The organism is Ruegeria sp. ABV4_181 (assembly GCF_056158465.1).
In genome coordinates this window covers 1,213,178-1,230,090 of the sequence record NZ_JBSWTI010000002.1, presented here as the reverse complement: position 1 = coordinate 1,230,090, position 16,913 = coordinate 1,213,178, and the positions used below count along the sequence as shown (strand labels likewise).

Here is a 16,913-nt window from a genome sequence, read left to right as displayed (position 1 = left end):
TCGCTTCGATCAAAAAATACTATCGGCATGCAAATCAAGGCAATCGAAACCTTCCTATGTGTGGCCGAGGCCGGGGGCTTCCACGCTGCCGCCCGCAAGCTGAACGTGACCCAAACCGCGGTCAGCGCCCGCATTCGCCTGATTGAAGAAGAAACCGGAAAGGCCCTGTTCACGCGGGGCGCCGGAGGCACCGGCCTGACCGAGTTCGGGCAGCAATTCCGCCCCTATGCCGAGCAGATGCTGTCGCTCTGGTCCTTTGCGTCGCGCGATCTTCCGGCCCAGACCCAGAACCGGATCTCTCTCCGTCTGGGGGCACAATTGAGTATCTGGGATCCTTTGCTGGTCGATCTGGCGGTGCGGTTCGAACAGCAGCTTGGTCAGCTTCTGTTGACGCTCAATTACGATCACGACGTCAACATGATCGACGCCGTGGCCACCCATGTTCTGGACGCGGCCCTGACCCATGAACGCCCGTCGGACCCGCGCGTGCAAAATCATGAACTGAACCCCGAACGCCTGGTGCTGGTGACCACCCCGGCATCCGGCGACGACCCGGTATTCGTCAATCTGGAACTAGGCGAGGTCTATCAGGATCATGTGCGTTCGGCCGCGCGCAGGGCGTCGGGCCAAACGGTGTTTCTGGGCAATTGCCTGATGGCCTTGCGGTATGTGCTGCGCCGTGGCGGGATCGGGTATTTCCCCGAATACGTCATCCGGGACCACCTGTCCGCAGGTGATCTGACCCCGGTATCCGGTGCCTTGGATCTGATGTTGCCGCTGTATCTGGTGACGCGCCGCGATAGTGACACAGGCACCGAAATCCTGACCTGCCTGACTGACCTGCGCGCAAATGGCTAGGCTTCGGACAATGCCCCGCCCGCGTCCTTTGTCCGGGCAGGCAGCAACGGGCGACCGGCAACCAGCAGGAAAAGACACGAGATCAGGATGCCGATGATCGCCGGCAGGTACAACAACACCCAAAGATCTGGATCGTCGATAACGATGGGTGACACGAAGCCCCGCACCCCTTCAAGCAACACCAGTATCGTGAACGCGCCCAATATCTGTGGCCACAGACCAAAGCGCGAAAAACTGCCAAGCATCAGGGTCGCGTAACCGGCCAGAGCCACGGCAACACAGATCGCGATCCATGAAAACCGCTGGTGCAGTTCGTCGATCAACTCGCCTTCGGTAAAACCCTCGGCGGCAATTATGGCATCGCGATCCTGCAACAGCTCGACCGTCGGGATCGCCTCAAGGCTGCGCTCGGCCATGCTGTTTGAATTTGTCAGTTCGGAAATGTCGTAGGACGCGTCATCAAACAATGTCGAGGACAGGGTCCTGCCCTGCTGATCCAAACGCAATGCGATGCCGTCCACCATCACAAGATGAATGCCGGTGCCGTTGTTGACCAGATAGGCTGTTTTGCTGGAATAGCTGGCCGGGTTCTGTTTGTCCCGCCGGTCCGACACAAAGACTTCGTGCAGGGTTCCGTCCAGATCAATGCGGCCGATATAAACGGTAACGCCCCGTGCCGGATGCAGAAATTCGCCTTCGTTCAGCAATTGCGCGGTGACGTCCCCGGCCACCTCGGCCTGGCGTTGCTCCAGTTGTTCGACCGAGGCCGGGCGCAGAAAGATGCTGATAGCCGCCATCATCATCCCCGCCACCAGCCCAAACAGGAAAACCGCACGCGCCAGCCTCCAGGGGCTGGACCCGGTGGCCAGCATCACGGTCATCTCGCTTTCGCGACTCAGGCGGTTGGTGGCATAGACGGCGGCCGCAAACACTGCCATGGGCATCACCGTCCGGATCAGGGTCGGCAGGGTCAGGGCCGTGAACTCCAGAAAGACCATCGCGGACTGTCCGCCGCTGATCACACGGTCAAACAGGCTGACCGAGCGGGTAATCCAGAACACGCCCACCAGAACAAGGGTGAAAAAGCCGAAGAGAATCAGCAATTGCCGCAGGAAATATCCATCAAAGCGCGACATGTATCCTCATCCGGCCGTTAGCGATCCGGTCGGACAATATGCCAATCGACCGGTCGAGGAAACCATGTTGCCGGACAAAAATCCAATTCATCATGGCCTGCCTCATCGGGATATCTCCGCCGGGTTGATGCGCGCTGAAAACTGGTGGCTCAAGTTGTCGGGTTCGCCCGTTTCCTCGTCCACCAAACATTCCCCTCCCTGCTGTCACAACCGTCATCAGGCCAGCAACAACAGCAACTCGACCTCACCTTCCACGATCCGTCCGGTGCGTTTGAATCCAAACGCCTCATACAGGGGAAGCGCACCGCCAGGCTCATCCACGACACTGATCACCAGCCGCGAAAGGCCCTTTGTCCGGGCAAGGGATTTCGCATAATTCAGCGCCGCCCACCCGTGGCCCTGACCCTGATGCGCCTGATCCACCATCAGCCGCCAGATATAGACCCCATCGGGGTCATCACCTTCGTCAAGGTCGGCATCGGGATGCGACATGTCGACAATGGCCAGCAACCCGACCGGGTCGCTTTCTTTCCACATGCCATAAATCTCGGAGCCCGGTTCAAAAATCGACTGCGCCATGGTCATCAGATTGGACGCCACAAATCCGGTCTGCTCATCCCGAACGCTCAGATTGGCCAGGGCGCGCAGGGTGTCTTGGGTCAGGGGTCGAAAATCCGTCATAGGGGAGTCCTAGCACAGCGCCTGTCCACCGCGAAGTTACATAAAAAGCGGGTTGGAGTGGCAGGGGCAGCAAAAGGCAGGAGCCTAAGTTAAGCGACCGAAATCAGTACGCTTGCGGCGCCTACGAACCCTGCAATTGCTACTGCTCCGGCCGTAAGTATGCAAAAGACTTCCAGTGCACTTAGTTTCATATCTGCCCCCACAGAATGTTTCCGTCGGGGGATAGAACAACTCTCACGGATCGCATAGGGGCTGCATCTTTACGCAGCGGAAATCTGCTTTCCAAGCGGCGCATAATTGCCAAGGGATTGAGCCAAGACCGACATCCCGGGCTAATTAAGGATGGTTTGAACCTTGACCTGTAGCGCCACTGCATCACCCCGTTATTTGCGGCGTGTCAGCAAGTCGTTCCGTTTTTCGTCAAGCACAGCTCGGAACAGTGTTGCGAGTTCAGATTTCTCGACCACCGGGCGCTTGCCGCCCAGAGATTGGCTGCCGGTCAGTTTCACGTGTGAAGCGGACTCCTGATCCGGTTTTGAAGTCTTTAGGCGAGTAAGAAAATCTCTGAAATGCATCTGGGTTTCCTTCAACTCATGGTCCAAAACAATAGTGCCGCTGCGAACCTGATCCGAACCCTGCAAAATGGGCTCAAGGACCTTGTGTCGTGAGTGGAGATCCGCAGCGACAAAGCGCATGTAGTGAGGCACTGTGGCTGCGTAAGGGGGAAGAAAACCGAGTTTTGCGTCACATTTTGACTGACTGATCAAAAAACTGATGCAGTACTTACCTTTGCGTCAACTTTGTAATCCTTGGCGCCGAACACCGCGACGTTACGTCAAAGCGGACTCGCCTTTAAGGGAAGCACGCCCGATGGGCTTCATCTCAGGGGGATAAATGAAAAGCCGCCTCAAAAAGACAGCAGGAATGTCGGCGGTAAAAAAGGCGCGCCAAAAAAAGCGCGCCCAGTCCACAGGGAGGATAGTAAAAATTTGCGCTCTTAAAAAATCATGAGCGCCACTCATCAATGTCCTCAGTATCGCCGGATGAACTGATGTTGTCCGTGAAGTGGGTCACAAACTCGGGAATTCGTTTGGCTTTGCGTGTGCTTCCGTGATATCCGGACCTCTTTTTTTGAAGGAGGATTGCTATGAGCAAATATTCAGCACATGAAGCCCTGCACACCGCGCACGTCCTAATGGACTGTTACGGATCACACGTTGGCGAGCATCCTTGGGTAGTGGCTAATCCAGAAATCGCTGCAAAGGTTGAGAACGCTATGGAAGCGATGATGGAAGTGTATCAGGTCATTGGGCGCGTGCACTTGGCGGACAAGGCATAAACCACCGAAACGACCGTTGGGCAGAACCACTGGCACCTGAGAACCCCTGCCCCAGCTATAACACCGTTCAGCGACCGCCAACCAAACCTGGCGGTCTTGGTTTTTTAAAAAACAGCCCGCTTAAGTAGTGCTAGATGGTGGCGCCACGGTCGAAGCCGCCTCGACTTGCCTTAGGGCATTTGGCACAAACAACTCGCTAAACCCCGCGATGAACCCAAACAGCAGATAGGTCCAAGGCTTTAGAGCGGGCTGAATAGATGCAAGCAGCCAGTCGCCGGAAATCAGGAATATGGTGATACCTGCTGCGATGACGCCGATAGGGATACGGATGAACCCCGTGTAAACCATTTCCCAAAGGGATACGGAATGATCCACACGTATGCTGCTGACTGATCCCGAAACAGAAAAAAACGCGCCAATTGCACCCAGGGCCAGAATATCCAGCGCGTGAACGTTGAATGAACCGGACGAGCCGGTCACTATCAACGAGGACGTCAGGCTTGAGAAGCGCAAGGCGACCCACAGTATCAGGATCGTGATGAGTGCGAACAGGTTTCCCTGCACATAACGCATGCGGTTCTTGCTATCGCGAAGCTTTGTGATGTGCGTGCGAAGGTTATTGAGAAGTTCCTTGGCTTCCTTCTGATTACCCTCGTAGGCCATTTCCATGGCGCGCGCCATCAACTCAGTCGCCCTTCTGCGCAGCGAATTGGAACTGCCAATATCAAGGCTGCCCGACCTGCAAATACTATCGACCAGGTCGCAGATGTAAGCCAAATCAACTGCAATGGCACCGAGGTTTGCGCGGAGTTCTTTTGCGCAGTTGTAATCACTTGGAAACTTGGTTCGCAACCAGATATGATCCACTCTGCCGCTGCGAATTCCCCGAAACACACCGCCCTGCGAAGGGCTTTTTTTGCCATCGGAACTTTTTTCGCGATGAGCAGAAACCTCTTGCACAACCGAGTAGATAATGAACCTTTCAGTTCCTATCAAAACACGGTCCACCGTATCGCCAAGGGGGTCATCCTCACCCCTTACTATCCTGTCTTGGTCTGTGATTTGGCAGTTTGCTGCCTTACTAATACCGCTATCCGCCGCATCCTGCGGCAGCCCAGAATGCTCATTCATCGGAATAATCCTACAGTAAACTCTGAACTGAAATCTGGGCTTTAGCCTACCACAATCCGCGGTTTTTGCACAGTCGAGCCCCGTTTCGGCCAGAAATGGCCGTTCAAAAGAGAAAGGTCCGCGACCTGATGCAAACTGAAGCCCAGACGATTGAAGGCCTGCTGCAGACATTCAATGCGATGTTGCGCGGGCACGGCACAGAGGAAAAGCAAGTGCTTCCAGCCAGTATGACATTTAGGCACGCATAAAACCCGAAAGAGCTAATGCGGCAGTTTCTGAGCTGAGTCACCTGCTGTCATCAGAAGCAGTCGATGACGGCGAAATATGCCGAGAAAATTTGGATTCTCAGTTAGTTGGAGCAGGCAAAGGCGTACCACCTGCCCCTGAAAGCACTGCGATGACTTCTTCGTGTGTCTGCACCACATATTGCCTGTAACTCAATAGCTTTATTGATGAGTTGTAGCCATGGTTCCGCATCTGCTGAGTGATTTCCAGAGGGCCAACCACTTTGGTAGCATTGAACCATATTTCAGATCCATCTCTGGAATTCAGATGGGTAAAGTTTTCATTCTCGGCTCGAATGCTCTGAGCGACGTCACTGACGCTCTCGATGACATATGAGGTAACAGCGGCGTCGATACGTGTGTTGGCCGCGCTGTCCTCTCCGCTAATGGTGCGTCGGACACGCATGACTGTGTTGCCAGGAATATTCAGGGATGCGCCGTCTGTTCTCGTAAATGTTGCCATATTGTCTATCCTTTTCCAGCGTGAAATTTGAGCAATCGCTCTGAAATCAGTTGTTTTTTATGACGTTACCATATCATTCAAATGCGAGATTTTCCACAATGGTGGAAACCAGTACGGGTTATTACTCCGTTCAGGCAGTTATCGGTAAGAGATTGGCATCCACCTTCAGAATGCGGTCGAAACTGGCAAACCTTGCATTCAAGTCAGTATCCCGGCCCGATTCACGCAATTCTTTAGCAAAGCGCGCAATATTCCTGGCGGAAACAGATCAATAATGATGTAAGTGATTGATTTTAATGGCAGGGGCAGCAGGGTTCGAACCCGCGACCTACGGTTTTGGAGACCGTCGCTCTACCAACTGAGCTATACCCCTAAGGTGCGCCTCAGATATGCCAGCCGCGCGGCGGACTCAAGAGGCTTTTTCAGATTCCACGACACTTATCGGAATGACAAACAAGTTGCGCGCGGCGTCGAGTTCTATAAGACACGGTTTGGCCAGCACAAGGGACGCCATCCGTGAGTATCCGCAAAAAGATTGCCGACAGCGAAGCCGTTCTGAACTGGGCGGCGCGGCGCATCGCCGGCTATATCCGGATGGTCAATCGCAACACCAGATGGCAGCGCATCGGATATGAAGAGCTGGACCTTCTGGCCGAACAGGGCGAGCCTGTGATCGTGGTTCTGTGGCACCAGCGGCTGGCGCAGTCGCCCTATTTCTTTCCGCTGGACAAAGGGCGCATCTGTTCGATCACTTCGGCCGCGCGGGCGGGCAGCATGGTGGGACGGGTACAGAAGCTGTTCGGCATGGACACGATCGCCATGTCCAGCCACAAGCGCCACGTCGCCCTGTCGCGCGAAGTGCTGGGCAAGATGAAGCAGGGCATCTCTATCGGAATTGCCGCGGACGGGCCGCGCGGCCCCGAGCGGATTTCCTCGACCGTGCCGCTGATCTGGGCGCGCACCTCGGGCAAACGGGTTTTCGGGATCACCTATTCTGCAAAACACGGGCGCGAAGCCGGCACCTGGGACCGCCTGCTGATGCCCCGCCCCTGGCGCAACGAAGGCGTGTTTCTGTGCCGGGAATGGACGGATGCCGTGCCACGCAAGGCCACAGAAGAACAGATGGAAACGCTGCGCCAAAGCCTGGAGCAGCACATGAACGACATCACCGCCGAAGCCGACCGGATGGTCGGGCGCGAACCGTGGTCGCCCGCAGGCTAACCCCCGCGCAGACGCTGCATCAGGTAAACCTCACTGCCCTCGGGGATCGGTTCGGTCAGCCCGCTGGCGATGACGCGGCCATCTATTGCTATGGAGACACCCGCGTCGATCGGCCCCTGAAGCTGCGGATGCGCCCGCACCAGTTCCTTCAGCAAGTCGCCGGTGGTCCTGGCCTCGACCTCCACCACCTGCTGACCCCCGGTCAGAGACCGGAGGCCGGACCAGAGGTGAACCTCAACCATTGTCCTTGAGTGCCGCCAGAATACGCGGCGGCGACATCGGCAGTTCCCGCATCCGTACGCCCGCCGCGTGTGAGACCGCGTTGGCAATTGCGGCCAGCGGCGGCACGATGCCGGTCTCACCCACGCCACGCACGCCGAACGGGTGGCCAGGGTTGGGCACTTCGACGATCACCGTGTCGATCATCGGCAGATCGCTGGCGACCGGGATGCGATAATCGAGGAAAATCGAGTTCTGCAGACGGCCGTCGTCGCCATAGATATATTCCTCGTTCAGCGCCCAGCCGATGCCCTGCGCGGCACCACCCTGATACTGGCCTTCCACATAGGTCGGGTGGATCGCCTTACCGGCGTCCTGAATGACCGTATATCGGGTGACGCTGGTCTTACCGGTCTCCGGATCGACCTCGGCATCGACGATATGGGTGCCAAAGGACACACCCGCGCCCTCGGGGGTCGCCTCGAAATGGCCCGAAATCGGGCCGCCGGTTGAGCCCATATCGGCGGTGATATCGGCCAGCGGCAACGGATCGAAATCGCCTGCGTTCGGGCCGGACGGCACCGCGCTGCCGTTCTCCCACTTTACCGCGTCGACCGGGATGCCCCATTTGGCCGCGGCGCGCTCGCACAGCTTCTCGACCGCATGGCGGGCGGCCTTGATTGTCGCCAGACCCGACGCATAAGTCACGCGCGAGCCGTGGCTGACGTCATTATATCCCAGCGTTGCGGTGTCAGCGATGGTGACGCGAATATTCTCGTAAGGAATACCCAGAACCTCGGCCGCCATCAGCGCCATGGACGCGCGCGACCCGCCAATATCGGGTGTCCCGACCATTAACTGTGCCGAACCGTCCTCGGACAGGGCCAGCGACACGGACGTCTCGCCCCCATGGTTGAACCAGAACCCGCAGGAAATCCCGCGTCCCTGCCCCGGCTTCAACGGAGCCGAGTAATGCGGGTGCGCCTTGGCGGCCTCAAGCGTTTCGACCAGACCGATGCGTTCGTAACGCGGGCCATAGCTGGCCTTGGTGCCTTCATGCGCTGCGTTTTTCAGGCGGACGTCGATGGGATCGAGGCCCAGCTTCTTGCACAGTTCATCAATCACCGACTCCACCGCAAAGGCCCCCATCGGCGCCCCCGGCGCGCGATAGGCGGCCTGTTTCGGGCGGTTGGCCATGACGTCATAGCCGATCTGCCTGACGTTGGTCAGGTTGTAGGGCGCAAAGGCACACATGGCGGTCATGTCACCCGGCGCGCCCGGGAAGGCCCCACCCTGAAGGCGGAACACGCCCTGCGCCGCCGATATGGTGCCGTCCTTCTTCATCCCGATCTTGATGTCCATCGACGCCGACGAGGTCGGACCCGTGGCGCGGAAAACCTCGGACCGGGCCATGACGATCTTGACCGGACGGTTGGCCTTGCGGCTCAGCGCCAGCGCGACGGGTTCGATAAAGACAGTGGTCTTGCCACCAAATCCGCCGCCAATCTCGGACGCGGTCACGCGCAGCTGCGATGTTTCGATCCCCAGCAGCGCCGCACAGGTCTTTTGCGCGATCCAGTGACCCTGGGTGGTGCACCACAGCTCTCCCTTGCCGTCATTGCCCAGCATCGCCAGACAGGCGTGGGGTTCGATGTAACCCTGATGGGTCGCTTCGGTCACAAAGCTGTCTTCGATGACCAGATCGGCCTCGGCGAACCCGGCCCCGACATCGCCGTGGCCGCTTTCGTGATAGCGTACGACGTTGGGGTGCATCCCCGCGGGCACGGAATAATCCGCCGCGCCTTCGCGAATAACCGGGGCATCCGCAGCCATCGCCTTGTCCACGTCGGTGACGTGCGGCAGCACCTCGTACTCGACCTCAATCAGCTTGAGCGCATCGCGCGCCGCCAGTGCCGAAGTCGCGGCAACGGCAGCCACCGCATGCCCGTCATAAAGCGCCTTTTCACCCGCCATGACGTTTTCCAGAACGTTCCAGAACTCGCCTTCCAGACCCGGTTTGAATGGCACTTCTGCGAAGTCCGCGCGGGTGACGACGGCCTTGACGTCCTTATGCGCCTCAGCTTTCGAGGCGTCGATCTTCACGATCCGCGCATGTGCATGGGGCGAGCGCAGCACCGCACCGTGCAGCATTCCCGGCGCATAGGCGTCGGCCCCGAATTTGGCGCGACCCGTTACCTTGTCCAGACCGTCCGGTCGATCCGGGCGGGTTCCGACGAAAGTGAATTGCGATTTGCGATCGTCGAGTGCCATTACGAAGCCTCCCGCAGCTCTTGCGCTGTTTCCATCACGGCGCGAATGATCTTGTCATAACCGGTACAGCGGCAGAGGTTGCCTGCCAGCCAGTACCGGGTCTCCTCTTCGGTCGGGTTGGGGTTCTTCTCCAGCAGCGACTTGGCCGCCACCAGAATGCCCGGCGTGCAGATACCGCACTGCAGGGCCGCGTGTTCGATGAACTTCTTTTGCAGCGGATGCAGAACATCTCCGTCGGCGATACCTTCGACCGTCTCAATGTTCTTCCCGTCCGCCTCGACGCCCAGCATCAGGCAGGAGCAGACCAGACGGCCATCGACAGTGACCGAGCACGCGCCGCAATCGCCGGTCCCGCAGCCCTCTTTGGCACCGGTCAGGTTCAGCTTGTCGCGCAGGCAGTCCAGCAGGGTTTCGCGCGGGTCACAGAGGTATTCGACCGTGTCACCGTTCACGGTGGTGGATACGTGGAACTTGCTCATGCTTGTTCTCCCTTGGCACGGGCATAGGCGATATTCGCGGCGCGCTTGGCCAGAACACCAGCGACCTCGGTGCGAAACGCGATCGTTCCGCGCTTGTCATCAATCGGGTTGCAGGCGGCCGAGGCCGCATTGGCCAGCGCATCCAGCGCAGCATCATCCAGCGAAGTGCCGATGATGGCTTGGGCCGCATCCTCAACCAGCAAAACGGTCGGGGCGACGGCACCCAGCGATACGCGGGCTTCGGTGACGGTATCCCCGTCCAGACGCAGGCTGACGCCAACGCCGACCACGGCGATATCCATTTCCGTGCGCGGGATAAAGCGCAGGTAGGCGTCGCCGCCCTGTTCGCCCCGCGCCGGGATGTTGATGGCCGATATCAGCTCGCCCCTGGTCAGAGACGTCTTGCCCGGGCCTGTGGGGATGTCCTCGACCGCAACCTCGCGGTCGCCATCCGGACCCGTTACCGTCACCGTCACACCGGCCGCCACCATGGCCGGAACCGAATCCGCCGCCGGAGAGCCGTTGCACAGATTGCCGGTCAGCGTCGCCCGTCCCTGCACCTGAGTCGATCCGATCAGGTCCATCGCCTCGACCACACCCGGCCAGTCGCGGCTTAGTTCGGGATGCTCGCTCATCTCGGCACCGGTCGCGGCGACGCCCAGCGTCCAGCTTCCGTCTGCGTTGCGTGTAATGTCGTATACACCGTTGATTTTCTTGACGTCAATCAGCGTATCAGGCGTTACCAGATCCGAGCGCAGCTGCACCAGAACATCCGTACCGCCTGCCAGAAACCGTGTGATGCCCGTCGCGTTCGCGGCCAGATCCGAAGCTTCGGCAAAGCTGGCGGGGCTGTGATAATCCATGAAAATACCTCGCACCTGTTGATCAGGGTTCACTGGGGTTCGCTGGGGACGTTAGTGCAGCAGGCACCCTGCGTCCATGGCTGGAACGACCAATTTTTGTGATTCAAAATGTCGTTTCCGGACCACGGGTCACAGATCGATCTCGATCACGCCTTCCGGTTGGGCCGCGCGGCTCTGGCACAGGATGATCGCGTCTTCGCGCTGCTTGTTGGACAGCACGAAATCACGGTGTTCGATATCACCGGAGATCACGCCGCATTTGCAAACACCGCAGATCCCGTCCGAGCATTTGACGTCGACGTGAATACCCGCCTCGTTCAGCACCTGCGCGGCGTCCTTGTCGGCCGGCACGGCAAGGTCCCGTCCTGATTTTGCCAGCCTCAGCGTGAAGGGATGGTTTTCATAATCCGGTTGCTCGGGTACCGAGAAATATTCCAAATGCCGCGCTTCTTCAGGAAAGCCCTGCCGCTCTGCCGCCTGTATGACGCCGTCCATATAGCGATCCGGCCCGCAGGTATAAACGTGCCAGCCATCCTGATAGCCTGACAGAACCGCGTTCAGATCGGCCCGCGTGCCTTCGTCCGAGAAGTGGTAGTGCACGTTGTCTGCCCAGGGCATCGCGGCCAGATCATCCAGATACCCGGCCCCGGCGCGGGTGCTGGCCGAGTAATGCAATTCAAACGGCCTACCAAGGCGGTGCAGACGGTGGGCAAAAGCGATCATCGGGGTGATTCCGATCCCGCCGCCCATCAGGAAGGTCTTGGTGGCCGTCTCGTCCAACTCGAAATGGTTGATGGGTTTCGAAATGAAAACCTTGCGGCCTTCGTCAAAGATACGATGCAACAAGGCCGATCCGCCGCGTCCGTCATCCTCGCGCAATACGCCGATCTGATAGACGGACCGGTCGGACGGGTCGCCGGACATCGAATACTGGCGCAGGAATTCGGGGGCGACCAGCACATCCAGATGCGCCCCGGCGGTCCAGTCGGGCAGCGGCGCGCCATTCAGAGCTGAAAACTCATACTTGGTCACATCTGCGGTCATCTTGTGAACTTTGGTCAGTTCGACCCGCATCACCGGCGCATCGCCAGCGATGGTATAGCGATGCACCATGGACAGATCGCCCGCCGCCTTGCGGGCCTTGTATTCCTGCGCCGTCACCATCGCCTCATAGGCGGCTATTCCGGCCTCGCGGTCCATCGCAAAGGGATAGGGCCACGGATGCGGGGCCAGATAGGCGGGATAGACCGCAAGCGTCTGATCCTCGTATTTCAGGTCCAGATCCGTTTGAAGGTCGCGCCGGTTCAGCGCGTGTTGCGACGGGCGATAGGCCCCGTCCGGCTGCAACTCGATATCCCACCACCATTTCTTTATGTCATTCAGCCCGCCATTGCCGACCGCATCGTCCAGTTTCGCGAGCGCAGGTGCGGATTGCGGAACGTTCATCGCCGCCCAGCGGAAGGGGCGTTCCCTGAAGATGCCTTCAAGGTTCCACGGACAGGTCTTCATGCAGCGTCCGCACATCGCGCCCCCCGGCGTCGTGATCCGGTAGGTGGCGCATTTCTGGCTATCGGATTTCCAGATCTCATAGCCGTTGAACATCAGCTTCGGTCCGGCGGTAATCGCCCCCGAGGGGCATTCCCGCGCGCATTTGTTGCAGCTTTCGCAAAAGGTCTGAAGGCCGAAATCGATGGGTTTGTCATGCGTCATCGGCATGTCTGTCGTCACCGCCCCGGATTTCAGTCTCGGACCCAGATAGGGGTTGAGGATGACTTCTCCGATCCGGCTGACCTCACCCAGCCCGGACAGCAGCAGAAGCGGCGGCTGCAACACTTCTCCGTCCATCACCGTATGCGCCCGGGCCTTATAACCGAGATTGCGGATCTGCTGCGCGATCACGCCGCCCAGCAGCGAAAATCGCAGATAGGCGCGCATCGACTGGGCCACGCTGATCCAGTCGTCGCCGCTGGCGCCCTCCATCGTTTCATAGCCCTGATCGATGATCATGCTGATGGCCTGATCATGGGGCGGCACGATCTCTTCACCGGTGGCGTCATGGGAATACCACGTCCAGTCCGGGCAGCGGCTCAGACCCACGGCGTCGACGCCAAGAAAGTATGTGGCCGCCTTCACATTGGCCGCATTGCGGTCAGCATCGGACGGGGGCGGTCCTTCTGCGCTGTCGCCATCCTGCAGAAGGACAAACGCGCCCAGCGCGCGCCGTTGCGCAAAGCTGGGGGCGGCCTTGCGGACATAGTGGCCACCCTTGGCCGCATCCTGTAAAGTCTTGCCCATGTCCCCGAATTGCGCCCGGGCGAACATGTCGGCGCGTTTGGGCACGCGGGCCACGTTGTCCTCGTCGATATAGGTGGTCGGATCGTCCACCCGTTTGAGCTTTTCAAACGGATGCGCCCCATCCACATAGCGCCGCTTGGCATAAGGGTCGCGGTTCAGGGCGTTCTTGGCAAAACCCGTGCCCAGCCACCACGCCGGACCCTGAGTGCGGAACCACGGCTGCTGCGCCATCGGCATCAGCGGCAGGTCATGCGCAATCTCCATCTCGGTCGTCACCGCGGCCAGACCAAATCGCCGGCCCAGCCACGGAACCACTGCGTCGCCATCTTCGATCGAGGCGAGCCCCGCTGCCACCGCCAGTTTGCCCAGATCAACCTCGGACGACATCGCGGTGTGCGCCCGTGCGTCATATCCCAGCAGGCGGATGTAATTCGCAATCACCACCGCATTCTCTGTCGCCAGCAGGCAGGCGCGGTGATCCTGCGCCTCCATGATCCACTCCGATCCCGGCTCGGTGGGATCAGGATCGCGGTTGTGTTCGTAAAGAAAGACGATGGCATGACGATGCGACTCTATCGGTCTGGGCGCTGCCTCCATGCTTTCCTTAAGGCCGGCCATGATCACGTCGATCCCCGAGGCCAGCGTCTTGGTCTGGCGGGTGCGCAGAGCATGGGCCAGACGGTCAATGTCGGGATTTCGGCGCGGTTCCGGCAGCAGCGCCCCGGGCGACAGCGGACCACAACCCATCATCGACGCATCATTGAAATAGCCAAACGCTTTCAGATGGTTGGCCCGTTCAGCCGGGTGTGATGGGATCTCGGACGCCACCGGATTCACAAACCCGTCCCGGATCGTGTCCATCATGGCCTGAAATTCGCCCATCGCGTTGACGATGCTTGCGGGCTGTTCCGGCCGGTGGAAACTGAGATCCGGCATTGGTCGCAGCATAGACAGATCCGGCATCTGTCCCTGCCGGGCCAGACGCTCCAGCGGATAGGGGCCCATATGGACCGGCCTGTTCTTGTCCGAGAAAAAGCGGATCCCCATCGCGCGCCTCCTGTTTCTGCACATCGCCTAACCTGCGGTAGACAGTAAATCCATTCATGAATAGTCATAGACGGTATGAACAAAATTGATTTCACTGACCTGGATGGCAAGGTTCTGCGCGTCTTTCTGACGATACTCGAAGAAAGCTCGGTCTCGAAGGCGGCGGACCGGCTGGGTGTGACGCAATCGGCCATCAGCCACACGTTGGGCAAACTACGGCAGGTGCTGGGCGACCCGCTGTTTGTGCGATCCGGTCAGGGTCTGACCCCGACCGAGCGCGCGCTGTCCCTAAAAGAACCGGTGCAGAGCGTCCTTGACGGGATGCGCGCGCTGACCGAGGACCGCCCGTTCGATCCGCTCTCAGACGAGATGCACATCCAGATCGCCACAAACGACATGCCGCGTGAGCTGATCTTCCCCCCGCTTCTGCTTGCGGTGCGGTCCGAAGGCGTACGGCTGCGGCTGGGCTTTATTCCCTCGGGCGTGCCCGACCCGGATTTACTGCGCAGCGACCGTTGCCAGCTGATGCTGACGCCGTTGCCGCCGGACGGGCCCGATATCTTTCAGAAACGTGTGCTCAGCAGCCCGCTGATGATCTATTTCGACAGCAACCGTCGTACACCGCCACACGACTGGCCCAGCTATTGCGAAACCGAGCATGTCGAGGTGCGCTTTGCCGACGGGCGCAGTTCGCGCGCCGTCATGCGCGGCGTGGATCAGAGCCGCATCAGACCGCCCACGGTGACCCTGCCGCATTTCAACGCCATTCCGTCCTTTGTAAAAGGCAGCGACCTGATTTCAACGGACACGGCCCTGATGAAGCAAGGCCCGCTAGCGGAACTGGACTGTGTCCCCCTGCCCTTTGAGTGCGAGCCGGTGTCGATCTACATGGTCTGGCACCAAAGGTCGGCAAACGACCCGGCCCATCGCTGGCTGCGCGACCGGATCGAAACGATTGCCACGACGCTTCAGACCTGAGAATGCAGCCAGTCCCTCATCACCGCGACAAGGCCAGGCTGGCGCGGCTGCCGTGGGATCACGACGTAGAACCCCAGATCTTCGACAAGCACCTCCGCAAGCGGCTGGGCCAATTTGCCTGATGCCAGTTCTGCCGCAACCAGGGGCGCATTGGCCAGCGCGATACCTTGCCCCGAGATCGCGGCGTCAATCGCAAGGCTGGTCTGGCTGAAATTCATCACCCTCGGCTTGCCCGACACCCCGATCCGTTCCAGATACAGCGGCCACAGACCATGCGTGTCGTTTAGCAGAACGTGGCCCATCAGATCGCCGGGCCTGTCGATCCGCTCCGCAAGCGCCGGGCTGCACACGGCAATGAACTCAGTTGAAAACAACGGTTCGACAGTCAGGTTCGGCCCAAAAGGCGGGCGGCCCTGCCGGACAGCAAGATCCACACCGTCCGCCCTGAATTCCGCTAACCGTTCCTGCGCGTCGACCTGAACGCTGATCTCGGGGTGGCGCGCGGTGAAATCCGGCAGGCGCGGAACCAACCACTTCGAGGCAAAGCTGGGCGTGACCGAAAGCGTGATCTGGCGATCACCCGACAGGTCGGCCACAGCCTCTTCGATCAACCTGAAAGCCCGGCGCAGCGGCGTGTGAAATCGCCGGCCGGCTTCTGTCAGCGCCAGACCCCGGGGCAGACGGGTGAACAGTTGCTCGGCCAGCCGTGCCTCAAGCCCGCGCACCTGTTGCGCAACGGCACCCTGCGTCACGCCCAGTTCTTCGGCCGCAAGGCGAAAGTTCAGATGGCGGGCCGCCGCCTCAAAGGCCCGGAGTGCGTTCAGGGGTGGCAATGCAGCCATCAGGTCATCCAGTAGATTTTCTACAGCATACTGACAGAAGAACTGATTGGTCAAACCTGTTCCAACGGCGCATCCTGTGTGGCGACAAAACAGGAGGATTTACATGACCAAAGTGGCGCTGATTACGGCAGGCGGCAGCGGAATGGGCGCGGATTCGGCCCGCCGCCTGGCCGCAGATGGATCCGAAGTGGGCATCCTGTCTTCATCGGGCAAAGGCGAAGCACTGGCGCATGAGTTGGGTGGCGTCGGCGTGACCGGTTCGAACCAGTCCGCCGATGATCTGCAGAAACTGGTCGATGCGGCGATGGCCCATTGGGGCCGTATCGACGTTCTGGTCAATTCCGCAGGCCATGGTCCGCGCGCGCCGGTGCTGGAGCTGACAGACGACGACTGGCATCGCGGGATGGACGTCTATTTCCTGAATGCCGTGCGACCAACGCGACTGGTCACACCGATCATGCAGGCGCAGGGTGGCGGGTCGATCATCAACATCTCAACCTTCGCGGCGTTCGAACCGGACCCGGTCTTTCCGACCTCAGGCGTGTTTCGCGCCGGGCTGGCGGCATTCGCCAAGCTGTTCTCGGACCAGTACGCCGCCGACAATATCCGCATGAACAACGTGCTGCCAGGCTTCATCGATAGCCTGCCCGAAAAGGAAGAGTTCCGCGCCCGCATTCCGCTGGGACGATACGGGCGTAGCTATGACGAGATTGCGTCAGTCGTGGCGATGCTCGCCTCGGAAGGCGGCGGTTATATCACCGGCCAGAATATCCGGGTCGATGGCGGCATCACCCGATCGGTCTGAA

The 16,913-nt window shown here is 59.6% G+C and carries 16 protein-coding genes and 1 tRNA gene; 5 read left to right on the top strand and 12 right to left on the bottom strand.

Annotated elements, in window-relative coordinates:
- The first annotated feature begins 27 nt into the window (after positions 1-27).
- The gene (locus tag ACXAC3_RS06190; protein ID WP_475157895.1) at positions 28-858 is read left to right on the top strand and encodes a LysR family transcriptional regulator; all 831 of its coding nucleotides are present in this window, start codon (positions 28-30) and stop codon (positions 856-858) included.
- Here ACXAC3_RS06190 and lptF read toward each other — a convergent pair.
- The 3 genes from lptF to ACXAC3_RS06175 all read right to left on the bottom strand — a co-directional run bounded on the left by lptF (position 855) and on the right by ACXAC3_RS06175 (position 3,370).
- A complete protein-coding gene (gene lptF, locus ACXAC3_RS06185) occupies positions 855-1,994 on the bottom strand; it encodes an LPS export ABC transporter permease LptF (protein WP_475157894.1) in 1,140 nt (379 codons plus the stop codon). The genes ACXAC3_RS06190 and lptF overlap by 4 nt on opposite strands.
- A gap of 216 nt (positions 1,995-2,210) precedes the next feature.
- Positions 2,211-2,675: a GNAT family N-acetyltransferase gene (locus tag ACXAC3_RS06180; RefSeq protein WP_475157893.1), complete on the bottom strand. Its 465-nt coding sequence runs from the start codon at positions 2,673-2,675 to the stop codon at positions 2,211-2,213.
- Between the two features lie 383 nt (positions 2,676-3,058).
- Positions 3,059-3,370: a hypothetical protein gene (locus tag ACXAC3_RS06175; protein WP_475157892.1), complete on the bottom strand. Its 312-nt coding sequence runs from the start codon at positions 3,368-3,370 to the stop codon at positions 3,059-3,061.
- Positions 3,371-3,822: 452 nt separating this feature from the next.
- On the opposite strand from ACXAC3_RS06175, the gene ACXAC3_RS06170 reads away from it, so the two are divergent.
- On the top strand, positions 3,823-4,014 hold the full coding sequence (locus tag ACXAC3_RS06170) for a hypothetical protein (RefSeq protein WP_475157891.1): 192 nt from the start codon (positions 3,823-3,825) through the stop codon (positions 4,012-4,014).
- A gap of 120 nt (positions 4,015-4,134) precedes the next feature.
- Here ACXAC3_RS06170 and ACXAC3_RS06165 read toward each other — a convergent pair whose 3' ends face one another.
- From ACXAC3_RS06165 to ACXAC3_RS06155, 3 genes are all read right to left on the bottom strand, one after another.
- The gene (locus ACXAC3_RS06165; RefSeq protein WP_475157890.1) at positions 4,135-5,145 is read right to left on the bottom strand and encodes a hypothetical protein; all 1,011 of its coding nucleotides are present in this window, start codon (positions 5,143-5,145) and stop codon (positions 4,135-4,137) included.
- 345 nt (positions 5,146-5,490) lie between these two features.
- Positions 5,491-5,892, bottom strand: a complete 402-nt coding sequence (locus ACXAC3_RS06160; protein ID WP_475157889.1) for a hypothetical protein — start codon at positions 5,890-5,892, stop codon at positions 5,491-5,493.
- Between the two features lie 297 nt (positions 5,893-6,189).
- A tRNA-Trp gene (locus ACXAC3_RS06155) sits at positions 6,190-6,265 on the bottom strand.
- Positions 6,266-6,408: 143 nt separating this feature from the next.
- On the opposite strand from ACXAC3_RS06155, the gene ACXAC3_RS06150 reads away from it, so the two are divergent.
- Entirely contained in the window at positions 6,409-7,113 is a 705-nt protein-coding gene (locus tag ACXAC3_RS06150; RefSeq protein WP_475157888.1) for a lysophospholipid acyltransferase family protein, read from the top strand.
- Here ACXAC3_RS06150 and ACXAC3_RS06145 read toward each other — a convergent pair.
- The 5 genes from ACXAC3_RS06145 to ACXAC3_RS06125 form a co-directional block, all read right to left on the bottom strand.
- Positions 7,110-7,355 (bottom strand): MoaD/ThiS family protein, encoded by a 246-nt coding sequence (locus ACXAC3_RS06145; RefSeq protein WP_475157887.1) that lies wholly within the window; start codon positions 7,353-7,355, stop codon positions 7,110-7,112. The two genes, ACXAC3_RS06150 and ACXAC3_RS06145, sit on opposite strands and share 4 nt — an antisense overlap.
- Positions 7,348-9,603, bottom strand: coding sequence for a xanthine dehydrogenase family protein molybdopterin-binding subunit (locus tag ACXAC3_RS06140; RefSeq protein WP_475157886.1), 2,256 nt, complete (start codon positions 9,601-9,603; stop codon positions 7,348-7,350). Before ACXAC3_RS06140 ends, ACXAC3_RS06145 begins: the two co-directional genes overlap by 8 nt.
- Complete coding sequence (locus tag ACXAC3_RS06135; protein WP_475157885.1) at positions 9,603-10,082, bottom strand: (2Fe-2S)-binding protein; 480 nt, start codon at positions 10,080-10,082, stop codon at positions 9,603-9,605. Before ACXAC3_RS06135 ends, ACXAC3_RS06140 begins: the two co-directional genes overlap by 1 nt.
- The gene (locus tag ACXAC3_RS06130; protein ID WP_475157884.1) at positions 10,079-10,945 is read right to left on the bottom strand and encodes an FAD binding domain-containing protein; all 867 of its coding nucleotides are present in this window, start codon (positions 10,943-10,945) and stop codon (positions 10,079-10,081) included. The genes ACXAC3_RS06135 and ACXAC3_RS06130 overlap by 4 nt, the downstream gene beginning before the upstream one ends.
- Before the next feature lie 129 nt (positions 10,946-11,074).
- Positions 11,075-14,287 carry a reductive dehalogenase gene (locus tag ACXAC3_RS06125; RefSeq protein ID WP_475157883.1) on the bottom strand — a complete coding sequence of 1,071 codons (3,213 nt, stop codon included), beginning with the start codon at positions 14,285-14,287 and terminating at the stop codon, positions 11,075-11,077.
- A gap of 75 nt (positions 14,288-14,362) precedes the next feature.
- Between ACXAC3_RS06125 and ACXAC3_RS06120 the strand changes: the two genes are divergently transcribed.
- The gene (locus tag ACXAC3_RS06120; RefSeq protein WP_475157882.1) at positions 14,363-15,265 is read left to right on the top strand and encodes a LysR family transcriptional regulator; all 903 of its coding nucleotides are present in this window, start codon (positions 14,363-14,365) and stop codon (positions 15,263-15,265) included.
- On the opposite strand, the gene ACXAC3_RS06115 is transcribed toward ACXAC3_RS06120, so the two are convergent.
- Positions 15,256-16,107, bottom strand: coding sequence for a LysR substrate-binding domain-containing protein (locus tag ACXAC3_RS06115; protein WP_475157881.1), 852 nt, complete (start codon positions 16,105-16,107; stop codon positions 15,256-15,258). The two genes, ACXAC3_RS06120 and ACXAC3_RS06115, sit on opposite strands and share 10 nt — an antisense overlap.
- Before the next feature lie 103 nt (positions 16,108-16,210).
- Between ACXAC3_RS06115 and ACXAC3_RS06110 the strand changes: the two genes are divergently transcribed.
- Positions 16,211-16,912, top strand: coding sequence for an SDR family oxidoreductase (locus tag ACXAC3_RS06110; RefSeq protein WP_475157880.1), 702 nt, complete (start codon positions 16,211-16,213; stop codon positions 16,910-16,912).
- Position 16,913 lies beyond the last annotated feature (1 nt).